A 21,112-nucleotide genomic window follows, 5' to 3' on the forward strand; every position below is an offset into this window, starting at 1 on the left:
CCCTAACTTTACTGAGTATTTTGTTAGTCTTGGAAACAATTATTTACAATCCAAACAAAAATTAATTGGATCGCTAGAGGTTGTTTTTTTGAATATGAAATTATTCGGCAGTTCCCTAATCCTTTCGGGAACGGCATTAGGGGCTGGCATGCTTGCTATTCCCATGGTGTTGGCCCAGTTTGGCTTCATGATCAGCTCAGTGCTGATGCTACTTATCTTTATCGGCACCACTTACTCTGCACTCCTACTGGCAGAAGCGTGTACCAAAACTAAAGATAACAGTGGCATGAGCAGTGTTGCTTACCTCACTCTGGGCTGCAAAGGTAAACACTTTATCAATGCACTCTTTTACCTGCTGCTGGTATGCATGCTGATCGCCTATATCTTGGGTGTTGGCGACATCATTCATAAGCTACTGCTCGACGTCGGCGTAGACATCTCTGCATCCGCTGCTTATACCGTTTTCAGCCTATTGATGGGGGTGATTGTAGTCGCGGGTAAGTCTTATATCGATAAATTAAACCGTGGTCTATTCATCATGATGGTGGTGATGCTCTTCATTGTTATTGCCTCTCTGTTTAGTAATATCCGTCTAGATTACCTAACTCAAACTAGCCAATACACGGCCAATGACGTGGTGCAATACAGCGCGGTTATCTTTACTAGCTTTGCCTCTATGGTGGTGATCCCTTCACTGGTTATCTACAACCGTGAAGCGACTCAAAAGCAGATCCGCAATATGATTCTGTTAGGTTCAGTGATTCCGCTAGTGTGCTACCTCACTTGGTTGTTTGCGATTATCGGTAACCTTGGCACAGACGCGATCAGCCAGTTCCACAACATTTCAGAACTGATCTCTGCGTTTAGCGGACAATCTGCTTGGTTAAAAGTCGTGATTGCGCTGTTCTCAGCGCTGGCACTGGTGACCTCTTTCCTTGGTGTATCCATGGCGTTGTATGACCAAAACAAAGACGCAGTCACCAACAACAAAGCATTAGCTTATGCTCTGACCTTTGTACTGCCTTTGGTATTAGCAGAGCTGTTCGCAAGCCAGTTCGTGAGCATGCTGGACTATGCAGGCATGGTGTTGGTGTTCCTAGCTATCTGGGGACCACTCGCAATGGTGGTTAAGATTCGTAGGCCTGACTTCCCTCACCTACAAACCGAAGGCAGCTATACAGCAGCCGGTGGCGATACGGCACTGATGGCAACATTCGGTTTTGGTGCGTTGATTTTTATCTCTTGGTTTATGGGGTAAATCCCAATTGAATAGACTATCTGTTGCCATTTAGAAGACAGCAAATATAAAAAGCCCGTTAGTCCGATTATTACCAGCCGGACTAACGGGCTTTTTATTTTCTGATTATCATTACCGTGAGTTAAACGGTCTTTCTTACTTGGTCAAATTACCCAGCAACTGCTCACACTGTGCTTTTAGTGATCTAAGCTCATCTTCATTCATCTTAGAAAGACACAGCATTTCAACTGGCACGGTTTGCGCTTGCTCTTTGAGCTCTACCCCGGCAGGTGTCAGCGTAATAACCCGAACTCGTTCATCTTCAGCACTGCGGGTTCTAAGCACATAACCTTTCGCTTCCAAACGCTTGAGTAATGGCGTCAACGTCCCTGAATCCAAATGCGTTTTTGCGCCTAGCGCTTTAACATTGATCTCTTGTTGCTCCCACAGCACCATCATCACAATGTACTGCAAGTAAGTAAGATCAAGCGCTTTCAGTAAAGGTTGATACGCTCTACTCATTGCATTCGATGCACTATACAGCGCAAAACACACCTGATTATCCAGCTTTAGATAGTCATCTTGGTCGCTCATGATCATCTCACTAATAAATTAAATTGTGCACAATATACTTGCGCGCTCAAATTTTATCAATTAAGCTAGCTTTAAAATTAAGTTGTGCGCAATTTAATTTTACACAATTCAAAAAAGGACTGAAACAATGACAACACTCTACACAACTTCAGCAACAGCAACCGCAGGTCGTAACGGCCAAGTATCAACTGACGACAATCTACTCTCACTGGCATTAAGCTACCCTAAAGAGATGGGCGGTTCAGGTGAAGCGACCAACCCAGAACAGCTCTTTGCTGCAGGCTATTCTGCGTGTTTCTCAAATGCGCTGCTTCATGTCGCTAAAGAGATGAAGATTAAGATCGCATCCGCGCCAACGACTGCAACAGTGGGTATCGGACCAAATGAAAACGGTGGCTTTGCTTTAACGGTAGCGCTATCAATTGAACTCGATTTAGCGCAAGAACAGGCTGTTACGCTTGTGAAAACAGCGCACCAAGTTTGCCCTTACTCAAATGCGGTTCGTGGCAACATTGATGTGAAATTGTCGGTTAACGGACAAGCGCTTTAGTCGCTCCCCCACACACAAAAAAAGAAAAAGTATCCCGCTAAAAAAATGTCCCGCACTAGGCGGGACATTTCGTTATATAACTTTTAACTTCAAGCTCTTAGCTCTTAAACGTATTCGAGAGCTCTTTCAGCGATGTTGCCAATTCAGCTTGTTCTTTCGCTGTCGCCGCAATTTGCGTTGCGCCCGTCGTAGATTCTGTCGACTTCTGCTCTACCGCCACAACATTCTGTGCAATATCTTGAGTCACTACAGCTTGCTCTTCAGTTGCGGTTGCGATCTGCTCTGCCATGCTGAATATTTCGCTCACCGACCCTGAAATATCTTGCAGAGTCTGTTCTACTCCTCGTGAGTCCTCTACCGCCCTTGAAGACATCTTCTTGCTGTTATCAATCACATTAAACGCTGTTTGTACGTCCGATTGTAGCGAGTTAATGAAGCCTTCAATTTCCGAAGTGGACTGTTGCGTACGCTGAGCCAATGTACGAACTTCATCGGCTACGACAGCAAAACCACGACCTTGTTCACCAGCTCGAGCGGCTTCAATCGCCGCATTTAACGCTAACAAGTTGGTTTGTTCAGCAACCGACTTAATTACATCAATCACACTGTTAATGTTGTTGCTGCTTTCGTGTAAATGGGTGATTTTTTCAGCTAGGCTATTAATCTCTGATGCCAAGGTTTCTATCGACTCATAAGATTGTTGAACCGTGCTTAAACCTTGCTGTGATTGTTCATCAGCGATCTTCGCTGAGCTTGCCGTTTGTTGTGTTTTAGCTGCGACTTCGTTCACCGTCGCCGATAGCTCTTCTGTTGCTGTTGCAATCAAGCCAATCTGGTCTTGCTGTTCAACTAAGGTACTTGAGTTATATTGGCAAGTTTGCGCCGTCTCTTCTGCCGCTGAAGCAAGTGTCAGGCTAGATTGAGACAGGTTATCGATAACTTGAGAAAACTTCTCTAGTGTTTCATTAAGCGATGAAGATATTTGACCCAATTCGCTGTTGCCTACATAAGTCGCACGAACGGTTAAGTCATTGTCATTACGGACTTTAGAAAGTACTCGCGTTAGATCTTTAACTCGAGCCGTTAAATCAGTAATGGCTTTGAAGCTAACAAAAGTTGCGAACAAAGTGATCACAACAAACATCACAATGCTGCCCATCATTGCTGATTGAGCTTGCTGAGTTTTCTGATCCGTCAGTGTAATAAGAGACTCTGCTAACTGATTTTCAGTCTTCTTTAGCTGAACAATTCGTGCCGTCGATTGAGCAAACCAATAAACAGGATCGACATCAAAACCACTCATTTTCGATTCAGCCACATCACGAAGTTTTTCCACTTCAGCCACCGAGCGATCATTCAGTTGTTGTTTAAAGAAATCAACGTTGTCTGGGTTACCCAAAACTTCAAAGTTCGCAAAATATGTATTTTGCTCGGTTACCAAAGAGATGAATTTAACCAACATACCCGGGCCAAATTCATTTTTAGAAAAGGTGTTGTTGAGAACCGCACGTTCGATACCCGCACGCTCTTTGCCTTGTAGAAAGTTATAGTAGGCGATGGTTTCTGTCGTGATGGTGGCATCAGTACTTAACTCAGCAATTAGTGCAGATACACTCAATAACTTAGCGTTAAGTTTAGTGTAGTAGCCTAATGCTTCAGAAAGGGGAATCGATTGAGAATCTACTCGATTACGAATCGAAGTGATTTGGTTAAGACTTTGGTTGATTTCAGTATTCAGACGCGTGATCTGCGATAAATCGATGTCTTCAGACTCCCAGTACTCGGTTCTTTGACTGCGTTTGCTGTCTGCGTTAATTCTTTGCGCTTTCAGTTCACTGCCAAACTTGCTTCCCTGTGAACCGATAAAACCAGCGGTCATACCACGCTCTTTTTGTAACTCGTGCACCAATTCACTGTACACGACTGACAAACGCGTAAGTTGGTTTAATGACGACATTTCACTGGTGGTTTCTACGCCTTTCGAAATTGCAGAAACACTAAGCCATAAAAACCCTAAGATCGGCAAGATAAGCAAAGCGATGATTTTTTGCTTAAATGACATATCGGTTAAATTCATTATTATTTCCCTAACAACTAACAAATCTTTTTCAGTCACAAACTAAGCTTCCTACTAACGAGCACGCCTTAATTGTAACCCTATAATTATTTGAACTGATCCATATTAATAGTGACCTAACCACACTGATCAGATGAGCAAACGGTAACATTTAACCTTATAAAACTCATTGGTTTATGAATAAAACTGTTAACTATCTGACTTAACCAGACGAAAAATACGTGTAACAACATTTCCCTGACGCAGTGACTAAAAATTGACAGTTTTTGCATAATCATAAAGTAGTAGATCAGCACTCACTGTGTAATCTTTACCAATCATTTCACTCGCGAACATCTATATATTCAGCATCAAATATGTATACTGCCGAGCCCGTTAAATAGAGACTCGCTGTAAATATGCGATAACCACTGAGAGATATTTTTATGGATTGTCCCGCTTGCGAAAAACACATTGGTTGGGAATGGGTAGAAGAGGAAGCAATCGAACCCAATGAAGAGTTCGACTGCCCTGAATGTGAAGAAACTCTGATGTACGCTATCGATGAAGGCACCTATTACGGCGCGCAGCATAAAACCGTCGAAGTTGTTGATGATTAGAGTTTTTTATTAGCGATTGATGCTCTCGATCTTTGCGAGATTGCCAGAGTAACCAGACACTGCTTTACTGGAACGATCGTTCAGCATAAAATATTGAACATATGTCCAGATTAATGAAGTAAATGTTATGGCCAAAACAGCGAAGTTCGATAGACAAGACGTAGTAGATAAAGCAACTAACCTGTATTGGGAAAAGGGCTTTCACGCGACTTCTATGCGCAACCTGCAAGACGTGATTGATATGCGTCCGGGCAGCATCTATGCGGCTTTCGGCAGCAAAGAAGGCTTGTTTAAAGAAACATTGGCTCGCTATACCGAACTTGGCATCCTCAATCTAAACCGCTTTCGCAGCGAAACCGAATCGCCAATCAAAGCGCTCGAAAACTTTGTAAAGCGTGCCGTTGTCGAATCGAAACAAAGCGCACCAAACGGCATGTGTATGCTGGCTAAAACAGTCGCTGAACTGACGGATGAGCACGCTGAATTATTAGAAGAAGCCAAGAAATCACTCAAGATCATGGAAGGTGAGTTCGCTAAGCTGATTACCGAAGCGCAAGAACTTGGTGAGATCAGCAAAGAGCGCGAACCAACTCAATTGGCTCGACATGTTCAGGTTCAAATCGCAGGCCTGCGTACCTACGCTAAAACCTGTGACGATATCGATTTGCTCAACGCTATGGTTGAAGACATATTTAAGTACCACCCTTTTTAGGGTCTTACCTTATCGATCGGACACAATACAAAGAGACTCCACTTTCGCCTTAACAGGTCTGAGCGGAGTCTTTTTAGTTTTTATCTAGTTAACTTTATTTATAGTTTAACGGTTACACCTTTCTCATGATCAACGCCTGAGCATTGAGCATCGCCTCTTTGGTGCTAACGTCTAAGGTTTTCACGTTCGCAAAGCGTTCGATCTCTTTAATCGCCACATCATGAGCAAAAATCACCAACCTCGCCCGCTCAATGTCTTTCTGTGTAATGCGATTGCCAATTCCGTTGGCCCCCTGCGTTTCGACTTTAATCCGAACCCCAAGATGATGAGCCGCCTTTTCCAAAGACTTAGCCGCAAGAAACGTATGAGCAACACCAGATGGACAAGAAGTGATCGCCAATACATCCGCTTGTCCTTCTTCTGTCACCGAACCACCCGCAAACTGATTAGAACTTGCTTCACCTTCGACCACGTTCTTTTTCAGTAGTATCACGATCAGAGCCGTCGTCAGTGCTCCTGCTAATGTCCCGACGATATAGCCAATTTTGCCATCAACCACCGGCAACACTATCCAGCCGCCCCATGGTGCATGGTTGATGACATGGAACATAAAGCCAACCACATTACCAACAATGCCACCAGCAACAACCGCGGGCAGAACACGTGCAGGGTCAGCCGCTGCAAATGGGATCGCACCTTCACTGATGCCGATCATGCCCATGATTCCCGCAGCTTTACCCGCTTCGCGTTCATCTCGTTTAAACTTCTTCGGCGATAGGAAAGTCGCCAGTGCCATACCTAATGGTGGCGTACAAATGGCAATACCGACACCGCCCATCAACCATGGTTGAGTGTTCACCTGCGTTTGAGCAAACAGCGTCGCCACTTTATTGATTGGGCCGCCCATATCAAAGGCCGTCATCGCCCCTAAAATACTGCCTAGCACCACTTTCCCTGAGCCCGCCATACCAGTCAGCATTTGGTTCATCTCAAGCATCACATACGCGATAGGAGAGCCTATCACCCACATCACCGCCCCGCAGGTTACAAAGGTGCCGACTAATGGATAGATGAAGATCGAACTCAGCGAGATCATACTGTCAGGGAGTTTGATCTTCTTAAGTAGATTCACCACAAAGCCAGCGAAGAATCCGACCACAATTGCACCAAGGAAGCCAGTACTGTACTGATTCACTGCGAGCCAAGAACCAATCATGCCCGGCGCTAAACCCGGTTTGTCGGCCATTGAATATGCAATGTAACCACCGAGCACCGCGGTAAACAGGGTTAGCCCCGCGATACCCATTTGTGCTATGTCAGCCAGAACACCGCTCTCAGGCACAGCGCCATGACCAGACACCATTACCGACAAAGACAAAAGCACACCACCTGCAACCACGAAAGGGATCATGTGTGAGGTACCGTATAACAAGTGTTCTTTGAGGCGGTTAAGAGATTGTGCCCAAGGGCTGAGTGGCTCGACATACACTTCATGATGGCTTGAGGCATAACTATCAAACGATTCAGAATTGGCTTCGAGAAACAGCTCTTGAGCTTCCTCGACAGACTCCACCGCCTTTAATTTTGTAACAAAACCATCTTCGATCAATCGAGTTGAGATCTGGGCCAGAACCTCAATATGATGATCATCGCTATTATCTGGCGACGCGAGCATAAAAAACACATCCGACAGTTCGCCGCCGTCTGCGCCATAATCAATACCCGTTCGACTAATACCTACCGCCACAGCAGGTTTAGCTACGGCTTTACTTTTCGCGTGTGGAATCGCAATACCATCATCAAAGCCCGTATTGCCGATGGCCTCACGCTTCCAGATATCATCAAGGAACTCACTTTTATTGGAGAGCTTGCCTGCGCGGTCAAGCAGTTCGACAAGCTCTTCAAATACCGCCTGTTTAGAGTCTGCCTTTAAATCCAGACAGATAATCTCCGGCTCTATTATGTTAGTGATGTCCATGTGCTGCCTCGTCCGAGTACCAATTTAAGTAAATGAGATAAAGAGGTTAATAATATGAAAAGACTAACGAGGCAAGGCCGCTCGATATATAGGACGAAAGGTGCATTAACTGGATAATTGTAACCAAGAAGCAAGAGTGTGACGTTCACCTTTGAATCAAAAACGGGAATCCATAAACTCTCTAGCTTCAGATAGTCCCATCGATCCAAGTAAACTGTCGATCTAAGCACACCGAGAATAATAATGAGAATTGTAGCGGTAACTGCGTGCCCTACAGGCATTGCGCACACCTATATGGCAGCTGATGCTCTAAATAAAACAGCTCCTAAGTTCAACGTTTCGATCAAGGTTGAGACACAAGGCGCTATGGGTATTGAAAACTTACTAACAGGCCAGGATATTACCCTCGCAGACAAAGTGTTGATCATCTCTGATATCGACATCGAACAACCAAGCCGATTTGACCCAGCAAAAACCGTATTCATTCCTATGGAAGAGGTGTTATTGAGTGTCGATAAAGTCTTTATTAAGCATTGTCGAACTTAAACCTTTTATGAACGAATACCAGATCACCTTCTTCGTTGACGATCCTGCCGCGAACTCACACGTCGCGCAGCCGTTGACTCGTTTAGCGAAGAAGTTCAAAAGCAACATCCGCATTATCAACATCACTCAAAATCGAACCGCTGATCTCTCCAAATCTGTCGCGATGTTACAAGTGGGTTTACTCCGGGGGGATTTGTGTCAGATAACCGCGGTAGGGATTGATGCTGAACTCGCATGCTTTGTAATAAAAGACGTGATTGCTGAGCATTACGACATGGTTGGTTCGCAAGTAAACCATGAGTTCTCTAACGATTTAATCCAGCGTATGCCGCAGATATGCCCGCCTTGTGACATCAAGTGGCACCACGCTAAGGCGCAAACTCAACTGACAAAATTTGAGTGCTTGAAAGGGCTCGCTCACCTCGTTTATCCAGAAGATCCAGATGAGCTGATTTTGGCTTTCATTAAGCGAGAAGAACGCTCTTCAACCTGCGTGTCACCGGGGATCGCACTGCCCCATGTGATGTTTGAATCGACTCAAGATCTCTCGATCGCGGTCATCGTCAGTGACAACCCGATTGACTGGGCATCTCAAATTGGCCAAGTACACGTTGCCATCGCTTTAGTACTGCCAACCAAGCCGAAACGTGAACACATTGTGGCGGCTACCAACCTAACTAGAAACCTACTTCACGATCAGGTCAACGAGCGTTTGCAAAAGACTCGAAGCAGTGTCGATTTACAAGCCTTGTTGATGTATATCTCATCTCGCCTGCTTTAGTGCTTGTAACCCGTTCACGATCCTTACTCGATAGCCCAGCCGTTCGCTCGCTTGTCTGCCTCAACAAGTCAGGTTTATGAAATTGAGCTGACTCGTTAGATAGAGCCTCGATATTCAGTCGGCGTTCTTCCGGTGCTCTTCTTAAATACTCGACAGAAGTAGTTCACATCCTTAAAACCACAACGTACAGCCACTTCATTGAGCTTGAAGTTGTACTTCTTGAGCATGAATTTGGCACGGTCGACGCGAACTCGGGTAATGTACTCTGCTAGCGTCATGTGGCCTTGTTGACGGAACATTCGCGACAAGTGATTGGATGAAATGCTAAAGCGCGAGGCAATGCTGTCTCGGGTGATCTGGCGGTGGAAGTTCTCTTGAATGTAGATACAAATCCCTTGATACACATCCTGTACTCGGCTATGAGATTTTTCTACGGGCGCTTCCAGCATGGTTTTACTGTATTGCAGTAGAGCTTGCAGCAATAACTCGTCCATCGGCTGCTTGTTACCCTCTCTCGCTAACGAGCTAAGCGCCTCCAAAATATTATCAATCGCAAAACCAGAGCGAGTCTGAATACTGTGCTTTTGAATATCGTAAAAGCTCTCCTCGCCTTTGCGCTTGCTCACCAAGCTTAAACCAAGCTGACGACGACCAAACAACATGCTCAACACCGAGCAGTCTGTATCCCAGTTTGGCTTGTTCCAGCAGTTGGGTGGGATGAAAATCGCGTCTCCGGCTTTGGCGATAACGTTGGTTATTTTGCGATCATGACTCTCCATTTCATTAATATACTCTCCGTCTAGCACCAACTCTAAACGTGGAAAGTTCACCTGATAACTGCATGCGGAAGGCGTGTGAAAATCTCCAGCAAACCAGATGTTGTGAAACGGTTCTCGCTCATTTAACACCGACGAGATTAAGTCATGAAATATCATTATTCGAACTCTTAAGGGCAGCAATAAGGCTACGGAAATAGATATACCTGTAACTGAAACATAGCGCTATTGAGCAAAATCACAATTTGAGATCTAAGTTACAAAAATCCAGTCACGGAAATAAATTTCCAGTGCCGAAACTGACGTAGCACGTTCCTGGCCTGATAAACAAATACGCTACATCCCTTATAAATAAAAGCTTCAACACATCTTAAACTCTGTCAACACCGCCCTAAAAACGCCCGTTCGACCGATCAAAATCACACTCCACTTATAACGCAACAATCATCCAGTAAATGCATTTTTTCTTCACTACAGAAGGCAAGCCGTAGATTCCAGAATACCTCTAACAAAATAAAAACAGAGTAGGGGTTCATTATGATCACGACATTGATCAATCAAGATTTGATTAAGCTTTCGCTTAGCGCTAATTCAAAAGAAGACGTATTTAAAGAGCTGATAGACGTGCTTTACGCACAAGGCCGAATTTCAGACAAAGCACAGTTTCTTGCCGACATTAAGGCGAGAGAAGAACAAGGTAATACCGGATTTGAAGAAGGTATTGCTCTGCCACATGCGAAAAGCGCTGCGGTGATCAAACCCGCGGTTATTATCGGCGTCCATCAACAGGGTATCGAGTACGGCGCCGATGACGGTCAGCCATCAAAACTCTTCTTCATGATCGCGTCTCCAGATGGCGGCGATGATCACCACATCGAAGTATTGGCAGAGCTTTCTTCAAAACTGATTGAAGAAGGCTTTATCGAAAGCTTCATGAATGCTCAATCTGAACAAGAAGCATTAGAACTACTGCTTACCAAACCTGAGCCTTCAGAAACTGAAACCAACGAAACTGAAACCAAACTAGAAAAACAAGGCTTCATCATTGGTGTGACAGGCTGTCCTGCTGGCGTTGCACACACTTATTTGGCAGCTGAAGCGCTAGAGAAAGGCGCAGCGGCTCTTAGCTACGACATCAAGGTCGAAACCAACGGCTCTATTGGTGTTAAAAACAGCCCAACTCAAGAAGAGATCGAACGTGCTGACGCGATTGTCGTGGCTTGTGACAAGCAGGTCGACATGGCGCGCTTTGCGGGAAAACGCGTCATCAGCACCAACGTAAAAGCACCAATCAAAGACGCACAAGGCTTGATTAAGCAAGCGCTCAATGCACCTAGTTACCAAGCTGAACAAACGCCGACCAACCAATCTGTTGTAGAAAAAGCCTCACAAGCGCGTTCAGACCTTTACCGTTACTTGATGAATGGCGTATCACACATGATCCCATTCGTAGTCACTGGCGGTCTTTTGATTGCGCTTGCACTGGCCATTGGCGGCGAGCCAAGTGAATCCGGCATGGCGATTCCTGCGGGCAGCATGTGGAACCAAATTCTTGAAGTGGGTGTGGTTGCCTTCACCCTGATGATCCCAATCTTGGCTGGCTACATTGCTTACGCGATTGCTGACCGCCCTGCCCTAACCCCTGGCTTGATTGGCGGTTGGATTGCGAACAACGGTTCTTTCTATGGCGCTGACGCAGGTACAGGTTTCATTGGCGCGATCATCGCAGGCTTGTTAGTCGGTTACTTCGTTAAATGGATTACCTCATTTAACTACCACAAATTCGTTCAACCACTTGTGCCTATCATGATCGCTCCTATCACTGGTTCTCTGTTCATCGCGGGTCTGTTCATTTTTGTGATTGGCGCACCTATCGCTGGGTTGATGGATGCACTGACTGCACTGCTAACGAGCATGAGTACAGGTAACGTGGTTCTGCTAGGTATTGTCCTTGGTGGTATGGCCGGTTTCGATATGGGCGGTCCATTCAACAAGGTGGCGTTCCTATTCTCGGTCGGCATGATTGCGAGCGGTCAAACTCAATTCATGGGTGCAATGGCGTGTGCAATTCCTGTGGCTCCACTGGGCATGGCTATCGCAACCAGACTTGGCCGTAAGTTCGACCTATTCGAATCTTCTGAAATCGAAGCGGGTAAGGCAGCAGGTGCGATGGGCTTGGTGGGCATCTCTGAAGGTGCGATTCCTTTCGCAGCACAAGACCCGATGTCAGTTATCCCTGCCAATGTACTTGGCTCAATGACGGCAGCGGTAATGGCGTTCTCATTTGGTATCACCAATAGCGTTGCTCACGGTGGTCCAGTGGTCGCTTTACTAGGCGCAATGAACTACCCACTGCTGGCACTTCTGTGCATGGCATCAGGTGCGGGTGTGACTGCAGTGACTTGTATCGCGCTTAAAAATCTACGCAAAGCCAAGCTAACGACAGCAGCGGCTTAAGCCATTTCAACTCCAATGGCTTGAGCCCTTCGACTCTCTGTTTTTGATAACTAATAGTTTTAGTAACTAGTTTTTTACTAACGAGTCAGTCGATTACAGCTCAAGCCATGTTTCCCTTCATGGTGATTTCGATGTCTGATTTTTCTTTAGCGAACGACTCGTTCGTACAACGCTTTTTCTACCCTATGACCAACGTGATTCAAAACTACGCATGGGGTAGCCCTTCTTCGTTCAGCCAACTGTTTGGCATTGATAACCAGTCTGGTGAGCCACAAGCGGAGATCTGGATGGGTGCTCACCCTAATGGTTGTTCGATGGTCACTGACAATGGTCAGCAAACCACGTTGTCGAACCTTATTTCCAAGAACCTAAACCTGTTTCTAAGCGAGAAAGTAGCAAGTCGTTTTGGTGAGCTGCCGTATCTGTTTAAGGTATTAGCAGCAGAGAAAGCACTCTCAGTTCAAGTACACCCGAATAAGCAACAAGCGGAATCTGGGTATGCACTCGAAGAGCAGCAAGGCATTCCAATGACGGCGGGCAACCGTAACTACAAAGATGCCAATCACAAGCCAGAACTGGTGTATGCCCTAACCGACTACACGGCGATGAATGGTTTTAGGTCGATCGACGAGATCCTTGAACATTTCCACTACCTCGATATTCCAGAGCTGCATTCGATGATCAACGATTTAGCGGGCGATCAAACACCGAATGGATTAGCGTGCTTTTTCGCAAGCCTGTTGTCTTTGGAAGGCGAACAAAAAGGAATGGCACTCACCATGTTGTTGATGAAGGCGAAGCTTTCAGATACACCTGTGTTCCAGTTGATTTCAGAACTGGAAGAGCAATACCCGGGTGATGTCGGCTTGTTTGCTCCACTGCTATTGAACGTGATCACTCTAAAGCCGGGGCAAGCCATGTATCTGGATGCAGAAACGCCCCACGCCTACATCAAAGGAACTGGATTAGAGATCATGGCGAACTCTGACAACGTACTCCGCGCAGGATTGACGCCTAAATACATGGACGTGAATGAACTGGTTTCTTGTACTCGATTTAATGAAAAGCCTGCGGATAGGTTACTGCTAAGCCCGATAGAGCAAGGTGATGTGATGGAATATCAAATTCCAGTCGAGGATTTTAAGTTCTCTATCATGCAAAACTCACATCAGCGACAGATCACTACCGAAGGTGCCGAGATCCTACTACCTCTCGACGAATCTATGGTGCTTACTCACCAGTGCGGCGAAACCTGCGTGATAGAGAAAGGCCAGTCGGTGTTTATTCCTGCTTATGCTGAGAGTTACAAACTGGATTGTGTTGGGCGTGTTGCACGCGCTTACAGTTAGTCAGCACTGAGGAAATCTAAATAAACTCACACTGATCATGCCCTGCTTTTGCGGGGCATTTTTGTTTTTACGAAGCCTATTGGCGTATCAAAACATAATCAAAACGCCATTAAGTATGACCCGTATCACACTGCATTAATGATGCAAATCACACTTAATTTTGCTTGGTACAAATATGCAGTGAAGGGCTTTTATTTGCTATTTCGCGAATCGGGTTAATCCATTAATTTTAATTCAAGAACTTCAATAGTGAATGAGTTAATAAATGATCACACAGCTAACTGACGTCAACTTAATTAATAACAACCTTCAAGCGAAAAATAAAAAAGAACTGTTTGAAGAATTGGCAGGCATGTTATTTGAGAACAAGCGAATCAGCAGTAAAGAAGCCTTCTTGGCAGACATCGAAATTCGTGAATCTCAAAGCATTACCTCAATGGACGGCATCGCTTACCCACACTCAAAAAGCAAGGCTGTCACTGAGCCAGCAATCGCTGTCGGTGTTAAGCGCGAAGGCATTGAGTATGGCGATGAAGACGGCATCAACCCAACGGTATTTTTTATGATTGCATCACCAGATAACGGTGCTGACCATCATATTTATGTACTACAAGAATTATTTGGAAAATTCAGTGATGAATTTATTCAAGATATACATAACGCAAAAGACGAACAACAAATCCTTAATATTTTAATTAATTCATAAGGCGTAGAAAATTATGAGCACCCTAACAACTCAAGCTACGAATACCAGTAGTAATTCTAATAACAAAAACAGTAGTAGCGACTTTAAAAAAATCCTTAGCACCATGAAAGGCCACCTGCTTTTCGGAACCTCACACATGCTGCCTTTCATCGTAGCTGGTGGTGTTCTATTGGCTTTAGCGGTCATGGCATCAGGCAAAGGTGCTGTACCAGCAGACGGCCTGCTAGCAGACATCTCTAATATCGGTATCAAGGGCCTTGTTCTTTTCCCAATCATTCTTGGCGGCTTTATTGGTTACTCAATCGCAGATAAGCCGGCACTGGCACCTGCGATGATCTCTTCTGGCATCATGGCTGACATGGGCGGCGGCTTCCTTGGTTGTATCGTGGCAGGCTTTATCGCCGGTGGCGTGGTGTTCCAGCTTAAGAAAATCCCACTTTCTACCAACATGACCGCGCTAGGTGCTTACTTCATCTATCCGCTTCTAGGCACGTTAATCTCTGCCGGCATCGTACTGTGGGGCATTGGTGAGCCAATCAAACTGTTCATGTCTTCAATGAACGAGTTCCTAGCTTCAATGGCTGGCGCATCTAAGATGGTTCTAGGCACAATCCTTGGCGGTATGACGGCGTTTGATATGGGCGGCCCTATCAACAAAGTAGCGACCCTATTTGCTCAAACTCAAGTAGACACACAACCGTGGCTAATGGGCGGCGTAGGCATCGCGATTTGTACACCACCTCTAGGTATGGCATTGGCGACTTTCCTATTCAAAAACAAGTTCTCTAAACAAGAGCAAGAAGCAGGTAAAGCAGCAGCAATCATGGGTTCTATCGGTATCTCTGAAGGTGCTATTCCGTTCGCAGCGAACGACCCAATGCGCGTACTTCCCTCAATCGTTGCCGGTGGTATCGTGGGTTGTGTGTTTGGCTTCATGACAGACGTACTACTGCACGCACCGTGGGGCGGCCTAATCACGGCACCAGTATCAAGCAACATTCCAATGTACGTGGTCGGTATTGCACTTGGCTCGCTAACCACAGCGGTTATCGTTGGCTTCTGGAAACCAGTAGCGGTGGAAACAGAAGAAGACATGCTTGAAGCGCCAGTACAAGCTCAAGCGGCTCCAGTAGCAGGCGAAGGCGAGTACGACATCGTAGCCGTAACATGTTGCCCTTCTGGTGTTGCACACACCTTCATGGCAGCGAAAGCACTGGAGAAAGCAGGCTTAGCCGCAGGCCTTAAGATTAAGGTAGAAACTCAAGGTCAAAACGGTATTCAGAACCGCATCAGCGACCTAGATGTAGCGAACGCTAAGCTGGTTATCTTAGCTCACGATATTCAAGTGAAAGACGCACACCGCTTTGCTAACGCGAACGTGATTGAGTGTTCAACGAAAGAAGCGATGAAGAAAGCCTCAGACATGGTGGCTATTTAAAACCTGAAACAAGTTAGAAGATAAAATTACTACCCCCTAGTAACTAAAATCCCCATTCGCCTTGTCAGCAAATGGGGATTTTATATTTATATAATGTTCAAAGCTTTTTACTGCTTGATATAAAGATCCTTAGAATAGATACGCCCTTCAACGTTGTTCTTCGCAAAGCCACCAACACTTGGTCGCACTAGGCGAGCCTGCATGTAGTAATAGATTGGCGCGATCGGCATGTCTTCAGCCAGTAACTGCTCCGCTTGATCATAGAATCCTTGGCGATCTTGCTCATTAGTTGCAGCCAATGCGCTATCCATTGCTGAGTCGTACTTGTCGTTGTTGTAGCGAGCGAAGTTACCTGAAGATTCAGAACGCAGAAGGCTTAAGAAGGTCGACGCTTCATTGTAATCACCACACCAAGACGCTCGCATCACATCAAAATCACCTTGTCGACGTGACACTAAGTAAGACTTCCACTCTTGGTTTTCCAACTCAACTTGCGCGCCTAGATTGCTTTTCAGCATAGATGCAATCGCCACCGCAATCGACTTATTCGATTCACTGGTGTTGTAAAGCAATTTAAAATCTAGCGGGTTAGAAGCATCGTATCCGGCTTCTTTCAGCAACTCTTTCGCCTTTTGGTCACGGTCCCTTTGAATCCATGTACTGTACTCAGGTTGAGTGGCATCAAAACCTGCCGTGTATTCATGAGCAAAGGTATAAGCCGGTAAGTTACCTACTTGAGTCACTCCATTAGTAATCACATTGCGCATCATGGAATAAGACACCGCTTTACGCACTCGCGCATCATCAAACGGAGGGCGTGTGGTATTGAACGCGTAATAGTATGTACACAATAAAGGTACCGCTGTATACGCGTCTTGATATTTCATTTTGAGCTGCTGCGCCATGTGTGTCGGCACATCAGACGTAATATCGACCTCGCCCACCGCATAGCGATTAATCGACGCATTCTGGTTCTCAAACGGAATGTAAGTCACTTGGGTTAAGTGCGTATCTGAACTGTCCCAATAGTTAGGATTCTTCTCCAGTTCAATGCGTTCGTTCACCACCCACTCGCCTAAAACAAACGCGCCATTGCCCACAAACTGCTTGGGATCGCTCCATGGTTTATCGCTGCTCTCTAGCGTTGCCTTATGAACGGGCATCATGGAGGTGTGGCCTGTCATCGCCACAAAGTAAGGCACTTTGCTATCGAGTTCGAACTTCACCGTGTGCTTGTCGACTGCAGAGATCCCCAAATCTTCAACAGGCTTCTTACCTTCTGCCACGTCAGCGATGTTGTTGATTTGAGTAAGCTTGAGATACCAAACATTCGGCGAAGCGAGTTTCGGGTCGACCGCTCGTCTTATTGCATACACGAAATCATCGGCCGTCACCGGATCACCATTCGACCATTGCGCATCTTTTCGTAGATGGAACACAAACGTCTGGTTGTCTTCGGTTTCCCAAGATTCCGCAACGCCCGGAGTGATATTGCCATCGCGATCTTGGATCACTAAACCTTCAAATAGGTCTATTAGAATGTGCATCTCAGGCAAGCCTTCAGCCTTAGCAGGGTCGAGTGTCGCGGCTTCTGCATCATTGGCACGCACCAAGTGTTGGTCTTTCGCCAGAGAAGTTCCGGCCGGTAAGGTTTCAGCAACGGCAGTCACTGATATAAAAGGGGTCAATAAAGATGAAATGAGTAAAGCCGTTGAATGTTTCTTAAAATCCATGTTTTTTTGCTCTCCTAGCCTATCTTTGAAGCAAAGTAATAAAATTAACAATGCGACGGTTGACGAGTTTTGACGCTATGGTTTATTTAGAGGGGTTCATCTAATGGACTTGGTTAATGATTAATATAGCCAATAGTGAATACTTGATAGTACTTGATCAATCAGGAGATTAAGGTGAGTTTAATTCCAAGAACGGAAAGAGCTGCGTTTTCGATAAAGCCGCTGTCATATGGAAAATCGGTGTTGGGTGCACCCTTACTCTATTTCCCCGCACAAGTAGAAAGCGAATCTCGCGGGCTGATTTTAGCGGGCACACACGGCGATGAAACTGCTTCTATCGCGGGTTTGTCTTGCGCGCTAAGAAGTTTGCCTACCGCCAACTTGCGACACGATGTAATCTTATCGATGAACCCAGATGGCAATCAATTGGGCACTCGCGCCAACGCAAGCCAAGTCGATCTGAACCGCGCCTTCCCGACTCAAAACTGGACAGAAAACGGCACCGTCTATCGCTGGAGTTCTCACACCCCAGTCAGAGACGTAAAAGTGAAAACGGGACAAGCCAACCAACTTGAACCTGAAGTGCAGTCACTCATCAACCTCATTGAGCAACGCCAACCCAAGTTCGTCATCTCTTTCCACGAACCACTCGCCATAGTCGATGACCCCGATCAATCGGAACTTGCCACTTGGCTGAGCAAGCAGTTCAACCTACCGCTCGTCGAAGACGTCGACTACGAAACCCCAGGTTCATTCGGCACTTGGTGCCAAGAAAGAAGCCTACCTTGCATTACCGTAGAGCTGCCGCCAGTGTCTGCGGATCTGACTATCGAGAAATATTTGGATGCATTTGTGGCTGTGTTGGGGTGTGAGGGAGCTGTTTAGAAATTACTAACTCATTTTTGGACAAAAGCTTGTTAGATCTTTTGATCAAATGAAATCGATCCTGGTTAGAAAAAGTATCTTGAAACCCTAAACGTAGTTAATTATAAGGTTAATCGCACAGAATTGCATTTTGAGCTAAGTCTGCCAGCTTTGTTTTTGCCAACTCAAGTGCTTCTCTAGCCGAGAGATCGTTGCTATTAGTTTTCAAATACAGTTCTAAATAACTTACCTCTATGGCAAGTAAATCAATACGAATTTGCATCAGATTATTCGGTTTTGATAGTGTAAAGTCTTCCCACGAACGGAGATCAAAAGGGCTACAAGAGTATGAGAGCTTTTTGAGTACAGTAGAGTCAACATCGTGTTTTTCAATGAACTTATAGAAATCACTATCTAGTGAATCATTACTTGCTTGTAATCGCTCAAGCAATTCTTCTATCCTGTCTACTGAGTTTATTGCGCTGCTAAACAGTAACTTATAGTCATTTTGTGTCGTAACTCGGAAAGCTAACTCTTCCATAGTATGTTCATTAGAATTTAGACGTTCAACGTGAGACCAGTATCGCTCCATTTCAGTTGTGAGCTTATAGAGTTCAGACTCATTAATTTTAAAGTCTGATTTTAAGAAGTTGGATTCGTGGCAAAACTTTATTTGCTTTAATTTCTGCACCGTATATTCATTGGTATCATCTGTTTCTATATGATGCTGGTAACATAATAATACTAGGTTGTCGTATGACCTACGTTCTTCATCTGATTGCTCGGTATTATATCTTTCACCTTGTGGCATAGCTGCTTCGATATGGCATATCTGACCAACAAACTTTTGCTTTAGGTTCACCATTGGATGAGTACATCCCGGAAATGCACATTGGTTGCCTGAACGAGCGAACAGTGCTCGAATAGTTTCAACTTTTGGAGCCAATCTAGCCAAGTTAAATTTCCTTTAGATAAAGCCTAAAATACTCACTATGAGGAGCCCCCAAGAAGCCTACTAGACTTCAAATCAAACCGCCGCATGTTCTAGTGACAATTCTAGCGACTTGCTAGACATTTAGCTGCTCAATTAAGCGTTCTATACTGCCATTATGATCGATAACTTTGCCTTCGCTTACTACCCTTTTATATATTAAGCCTAGTTCTTTAAGGTCTGAACCAGATAATATTCCCTTCTCTTTTGCTGCTTCAGCTGTGGCGGCAATTTTGTTTGAAAGGAGTGACTTTCGTATATTTGACACTCTTTCCACAAGAAAGAAAGCTTGAGCTTTTGAAGGGGTCTGGATAATTTCGCCAAAGAAATACTGCATTGCTGGAACAACCCCAAAACATCGATTTTCATACCTAACCGAACATATGTAGATTTCCAATATTCTCTGCTTCTCTAAAGCTTTGTCTAACCACGGAGCAAGTAGAATTTCTACAAATTTTCGGCGCTTTGTTTTACTAAGGTCAAGAATGAAGAGAGTACGTACTAGTTGTTGATGAATAGTTGACCCACCAGAGCGGCGCTTTAGCTTAAATAAACTCAAGATTCCACGCCCGATGGCTTTATAGCTGATACCGGAATGCTTATAAAAGTCCCTATCTTCAATGAACACTAATAGTTGTATTAAATTTTTGAAAGAAACCTTATGTCTACCAGTTTCGTATGTAGCGAGGTTTGCTCGATAAATTAAATATTCAATATTTGGTGCGACAGGTAAACTGATTAGTTTGCTTAGTCGTTGAGTAATTAAGAGTCTGAGGTTTTCATGGGTGTCTAACAATGACGTTCGAAAAATAAGTGTAAAGGCTAAAATCCATAGCACAGTTAATAATGCTACTAACGTTAGCGGCTCCATCGAAATCAAATCTAGCGGAACACTTTTAATTAGCATTGCCAATAATAAGAAGAAAATACAACTTGAAATAATTAACAAAATCCAAAAAGGGTAAGCTGCATATGAAAACCAACCCGGGAACAATTTTATGGATAATGGTTGATCGGCGCCTTCAACTCTCCAGTTAGGTAAAACCAACTGAATCTTTCCATATGAGAGACCTAACATTCTTCTTAATATTACAATTTTTCGGCTAGCAAATGTTATAGCTCTTTGCCTATCGGCGAAGTACTTGACACTTATTAGTGCAAACATCGTAACCACAAGCAAAAGAACTATTGGTGTAGCGTAATTAGGTAGCACGGGAGCAAGTGTTGCGGATAATTTTTCAGTTGAACTTACTGCTAACGAACCAAGTGTGGCTGATGCAACCAAAGTGATATTTGAAGCATTAAGAAAAACTCGCTCTTCTGATTCGAGGGCTTTAGCTGCAACTTGGTATTCCTCTAGAGCTATATCGCGCTTTGTAAAATGATAGGTAGGGAAATGCTGTTTCCAGCCATCATTTTGATCATCTTGAATCATTTACCACCCAGCTCCTTATTGAATGTCGATTGCCAAAAACACCTAACGTTTACCGTACGGCTATAAGTCGTGTTTTATTGATACATACTACCGCTTTTTATTAAGTTATTAAATGCAAATCAATGGTTTAGTGGCGAACTTGATAAGAGCTAGGCTAATTAGTGATGCCAAATTTTAAGGTTACTGAATTCTGATAACTTTTGGTATTGGAAATTGGCGTTATCAGCTGATGAATGAACTAATGCTCTAAAAGATTTTGGGGCAGAAATGAGTTAGAGATCCTAGTGAC

General features: G+C 44.7%; 18 protein-coding genes. 11 read left to right on the top strand and 7 right to left on the bottom strand.

Annotated features, from left to right (window positions below; genetic code table 11):
• Positions 1–94: 94 nt before the first annotated feature.
• Entirely contained in the window at positions 95–1,258 is a 1,164-nt protein-coding gene (locus tag K08M4_RS20940; protein ID WP_086051331.1) for an amino acid permease, read from the top strand.
• Between the two features lie 135 nt (positions 1,259–1,393).
• Here the strand turns inward: K08M4_RS20940 and ohrR are convergent, their stop codons facing one another.
• Positions 1,394–1,831 carry a transcriptional regulator OhrR gene (gene ohrR / locus K08M4_RS20945; RefSeq protein ID WP_198299341.1) on the bottom strand — a complete coding sequence of 146 codons (438 nt, stop codon included), beginning with the start codon at positions 1,829–1,831 and terminating at the stop codon, positions 1,394–1,396.
• A 127-nt stretch (positions 1,832–1,958) separates the two neighbouring features.
• On the opposite strand from ohrR, the gene ohr reads away from it, so the two are divergent.
• The gene (ohr, locus tag K08M4_RS20950; RefSeq protein WP_086051333.1) at positions 1,959–2,381 is read left to right on the top strand and encodes an organic hydroperoxide reductase Ohr; all 423 of its coding nucleotides are present in this window, start codon (positions 1,959–1,961) and stop codon (positions 2,379–2,381) included.
• Between the two features lie 97 nt (positions 2,382–2,478).
• Here ohr and K08M4_RS20955 read toward each other — a convergent pair whose 3' ends face one another.
• Positions 2,479–4,458, bottom strand: coding sequence for a methyl-accepting chemotaxis protein (locus K08M4_RS20955; RefSeq protein ID WP_086051334.1), 1,980 nt, complete (start codon positions 4,456–4,458; stop codon positions 2,479–2,481).
• Positions 4,459–4,883: 425 nt separating this feature from the next.
• Here K08M4_RS20955 and K08M4_RS22200 point away from each other — a divergent pair, with 425 nt between their 5' ends.
• Positions 4,884–5,057, top strand: a complete 174-nt coding sequence (locus K08M4_RS22200) for a hypothetical protein (RefSeq protein WP_086051335.1) — start codon at positions 4,884–4,886, stop codon at positions 5,055–5,057.
• Between the two features lie 127 nt (positions 5,058–5,184).
• The gene (locus K08M4_RS20965) at positions 5,185–5,769 is read left to right on the top strand and encodes a TetR/AcrR family transcriptional regulator (RefSeq protein ID WP_086051336.1); all 585 of its coding nucleotides are present in this window, start codon (positions 5,185–5,187) and stop codon (positions 5,767–5,769) included.
• Positions 5,770–5,881: 112 nt separating this feature from the next.
• Here the strand turns inward: K08M4_RS20965 and K08M4_RS20970 are convergent, their stop codons facing one another.
• Complete coding sequence (locus K08M4_RS20970) at positions 5,882–7,747, bottom strand: fructose-specific PTS transporter subunit EIIC (RefSeq protein ID WP_086051337.1); 1,866 nt, start codon at positions 7,745–7,747, stop codon at positions 5,882–5,884.
• 243 nt (positions 7,748–7,990) lie between these two features.
• On the opposite strand from K08M4_RS20970, the gene K08M4_RS20975 reads away from it, so the two are divergent.
• Both K08M4_RS20975 and K08M4_RS20980 read left to right on the top strand, forming a co-directional pair.
• On the top strand, positions 7,991–8,293 hold the full coding sequence (locus K08M4_RS20975) for a PTS fructose transporter subunit IIB (protein ID WP_086051338.1): 303 nt from the start codon (positions 7,991–7,993) through the stop codon (positions 8,291–8,293).
• A 7-nt stretch (positions 8,294–8,300) separates the two neighbouring features.
• Positions 8,301–9,074 (top strand): PTS sugar transporter subunit IIA, encoded by a 774-nt coding sequence (locus tag K08M4_RS20980; protein ID WP_086051339.1) that lies wholly within the window; start codon positions 8,301–8,303, stop codon positions 9,072–9,074.
• A 95-nt stretch (positions 9,075–9,169) separates the two neighbouring features.
• On the opposite strand, the gene K08M4_RS20985 is transcribed toward K08M4_RS20980, so the two are convergent.
• On the bottom strand, positions 9,170–10,009 hold the full coding sequence (locus tag K08M4_RS20985; protein ID WP_086051340.1) for a helix-turn-helix transcriptional regulator: 840 nt from the start codon (positions 10,007–10,009) through the stop codon (positions 9,170–9,172).
• 378 nt (positions 10,010–10,387) lie between these two features.
• On the opposite strand from K08M4_RS20985, the gene K08M4_RS20990 reads away from it, so the two are divergent.
• The 4 genes from K08M4_RS20990 to K08M4_RS21005 all read left to right on the top strand — a co-directional run bounded on the left by K08M4_RS20990 (position 10,388) and on the right by K08M4_RS21005 (position 15,800).
• Complete coding sequence (locus K08M4_RS20990) at positions 10,388–12,307, top strand: PTS fructose transporter subunit IIABC (protein WP_086051341.1); 1,920 nt, start codon at positions 10,388–10,390, stop codon at positions 12,305–12,307.
• Positions 12,308–12,438: 131 nt separating this feature from the next.
• The gene (gene manA / locus K08M4_RS20995) at positions 12,439–13,656 is read left to right on the top strand and encodes a mannose-6-phosphate isomerase, class I (RefSeq protein ID WP_086051342.1); all 1,218 of its coding nucleotides are present in this window, start codon (positions 12,439–12,441) and stop codon (positions 13,654–13,656) included.
• 265 nt (positions 13,657–13,921) lie between these two features.
• The gene (locus K08M4_RS21000) at positions 13,922–14,362 is read left to right on the top strand and encodes a PTS sugar transporter subunit IIA (RefSeq protein ID WP_086051343.1); all 441 of its coding nucleotides are present in this window, start codon (positions 13,922–13,924) and stop codon (positions 14,360–14,362) included.
• 13 nt (positions 14,363–14,375) lie between these two features.
• Positions 14,376–15,800 (top strand): PTS fructose transporter subunit IIBC, encoded by a 1,425-nt coding sequence (locus K08M4_RS21005; protein ID WP_086051344.1) that lies wholly within the window; start codon positions 14,376–14,378, stop codon positions 15,798–15,800.
• A gap of 107 nt (positions 15,801–15,907) precedes the next feature.
• Here the strand turns inward: K08M4_RS21005 and K08M4_RS21010 are convergent, their stop codons facing one another.
• The gene (locus K08M4_RS21010; RefSeq protein WP_086051345.1) at positions 15,908–17,533 is read right to left on the bottom strand and encodes an ABC transporter substrate-binding protein; all 1,626 of its coding nucleotides are present in this window, start codon (positions 17,531–17,533) and stop codon (positions 15,908–15,910) included.
• A gap of 174 nt (positions 17,534–17,707) precedes the next feature.
• Between K08M4_RS21010 and mpaA the strand changes: the two genes are divergently transcribed.
• On the top strand, positions 17,708–18,418 hold the full coding sequence (gene mpaA, locus K08M4_RS21015; RefSeq protein WP_086051346.1) for a murein tripeptide amidase MpaA: 711 nt from the start codon (positions 17,708–17,710) through the stop codon (positions 18,416–18,418).
• 109 nt (positions 18,419–18,527) lie between these two features.
• On the opposite strand, the gene K08M4_RS21020 is transcribed toward mpaA, so the two are convergent.
• Positions 18,528–19,352, bottom strand: a complete 825-nt coding sequence (locus K08M4_RS21020) for a hypothetical protein (RefSeq protein ID WP_086051347.1) — start codon at positions 19,350–19,352, stop codon at positions 18,528–18,530.
• Between the two features lie 112 nt (positions 19,353–19,464).
• Complete coding sequence (locus K08M4_RS21025; RefSeq protein WP_086051348.1) at positions 19,465–20,823, bottom strand: biosynthetic peptidoglycan transglycosylase; 1,359 nt, start codon at positions 20,821–20,823, stop codon at positions 19,465–19,467.
• Positions 20,824–21,112: the final 289 nt, after the last annotated feature.

This window comes from Vibrio syngnathi, from assembly GCF_002119525.1.
GTDB lineage: Bacteria > Pseudomonadota > Gammaproteobacteria > Enterobacterales > Vibrionaceae > Vibrio > Vibrio syngnathi.

Coding starts and splice junctions, on each gene's coding strand:
- K08M4_RS20940 (WP_086051331.1), top strand. CDS start 95: ATGAAATTATTCGGCAGTTCCCTAATCCTTTCGGGAACGGCATTAGGG.
- ohrR (WP_198299341.1), bottom strand. CDS start 1,831: ATGAGCGACCAAGATGACTATCTAAAGCTGGATAATCAGGTGTGTTTT.
- ohr (WP_086051333.1), top strand. CDS start 1,959: ATGACAACACTCTACACAACTTCAGCAACAGCAACCGCAGGTCGTAAC.
- K08M4_RS20955 (WP_086051334.1), bottom strand. CDS start 4,458: ATGAATTTAACCGATATGTCATTTAAGCAAAAAATCATCGCTTTGCTT.
- K08M4_RS22200 (WP_086051335.1), top strand. CDS start 4,884: ATGGATTGTCCCGCTTGCGAAAAACACATTGGTTGGGAATGGGTAGAA.
- K08M4_RS20965 (WP_086051336.1), top strand. CDS start 5,185: ATGGCCAAAACAGCGAAGTTCGATAGACAAGACGTAGTAGATAAAGCA.
- K08M4_RS20970 (WP_086051337.1), bottom strand. CDS start 7,747: ATGGACATCACTAACATAATAGAGCCGGAGATTATCTGTCTGGATTTA.
- K08M4_RS20975 (WP_086051338.1), top strand. CDS start 7,991: ATGAGAATTGTAGCGGTAACTGCGTGCCCTACAGGCATTGCGCACACC.
- K08M4_RS20980 (WP_086051339.1), top strand. CDS start 8,301: ATGAACGAATACCAGATCACCTTCTTCGTTGACGATCCTGCCGCGAAC.
- K08M4_RS20985 (WP_086051340.1), bottom strand. CDS start 10,009: ATGATATTTCATGACTTAATCTCGTCGGTGTTAAATGAGCGAGAACCG.
- K08M4_RS20990 (WP_086051341.1), top strand. CDS start 10,388: ATGATCACGACATTGATCAATCAAGATTTGATTAAGCTTTCGCTTAGC.
- manA (WP_086051342.1), top strand. CDS start 12,439: ATGTCTGATTTTTCTTTAGCGAACGACTCGTTCGTACAACGCTTTTTC.
- K08M4_RS21000 (WP_086051343.1), top strand. CDS start 13,922: ATGATCACACAGCTAACTGACGTCAACTTAATTAATAACAACCTTCAA.
- K08M4_RS21005 (WP_086051344.1), top strand. CDS start 14,376: ATGAGCACCCTAACAACTCAAGCTACGAATACCAGTAGTAATTCTAAT.
- K08M4_RS21010 (WP_086051345.1), bottom strand. CDS start 17,533: ATGGATTTTAAGAAACATTCAACGGCTTTACTCATTTCATCTTTATTG.
- K08M4_RS21025 (WP_086051348.1), bottom strand. CDS start 20,823: ATGATTCAAGATGATCAAAATGATGGCTGGAAACAGCATTTCCCTACC.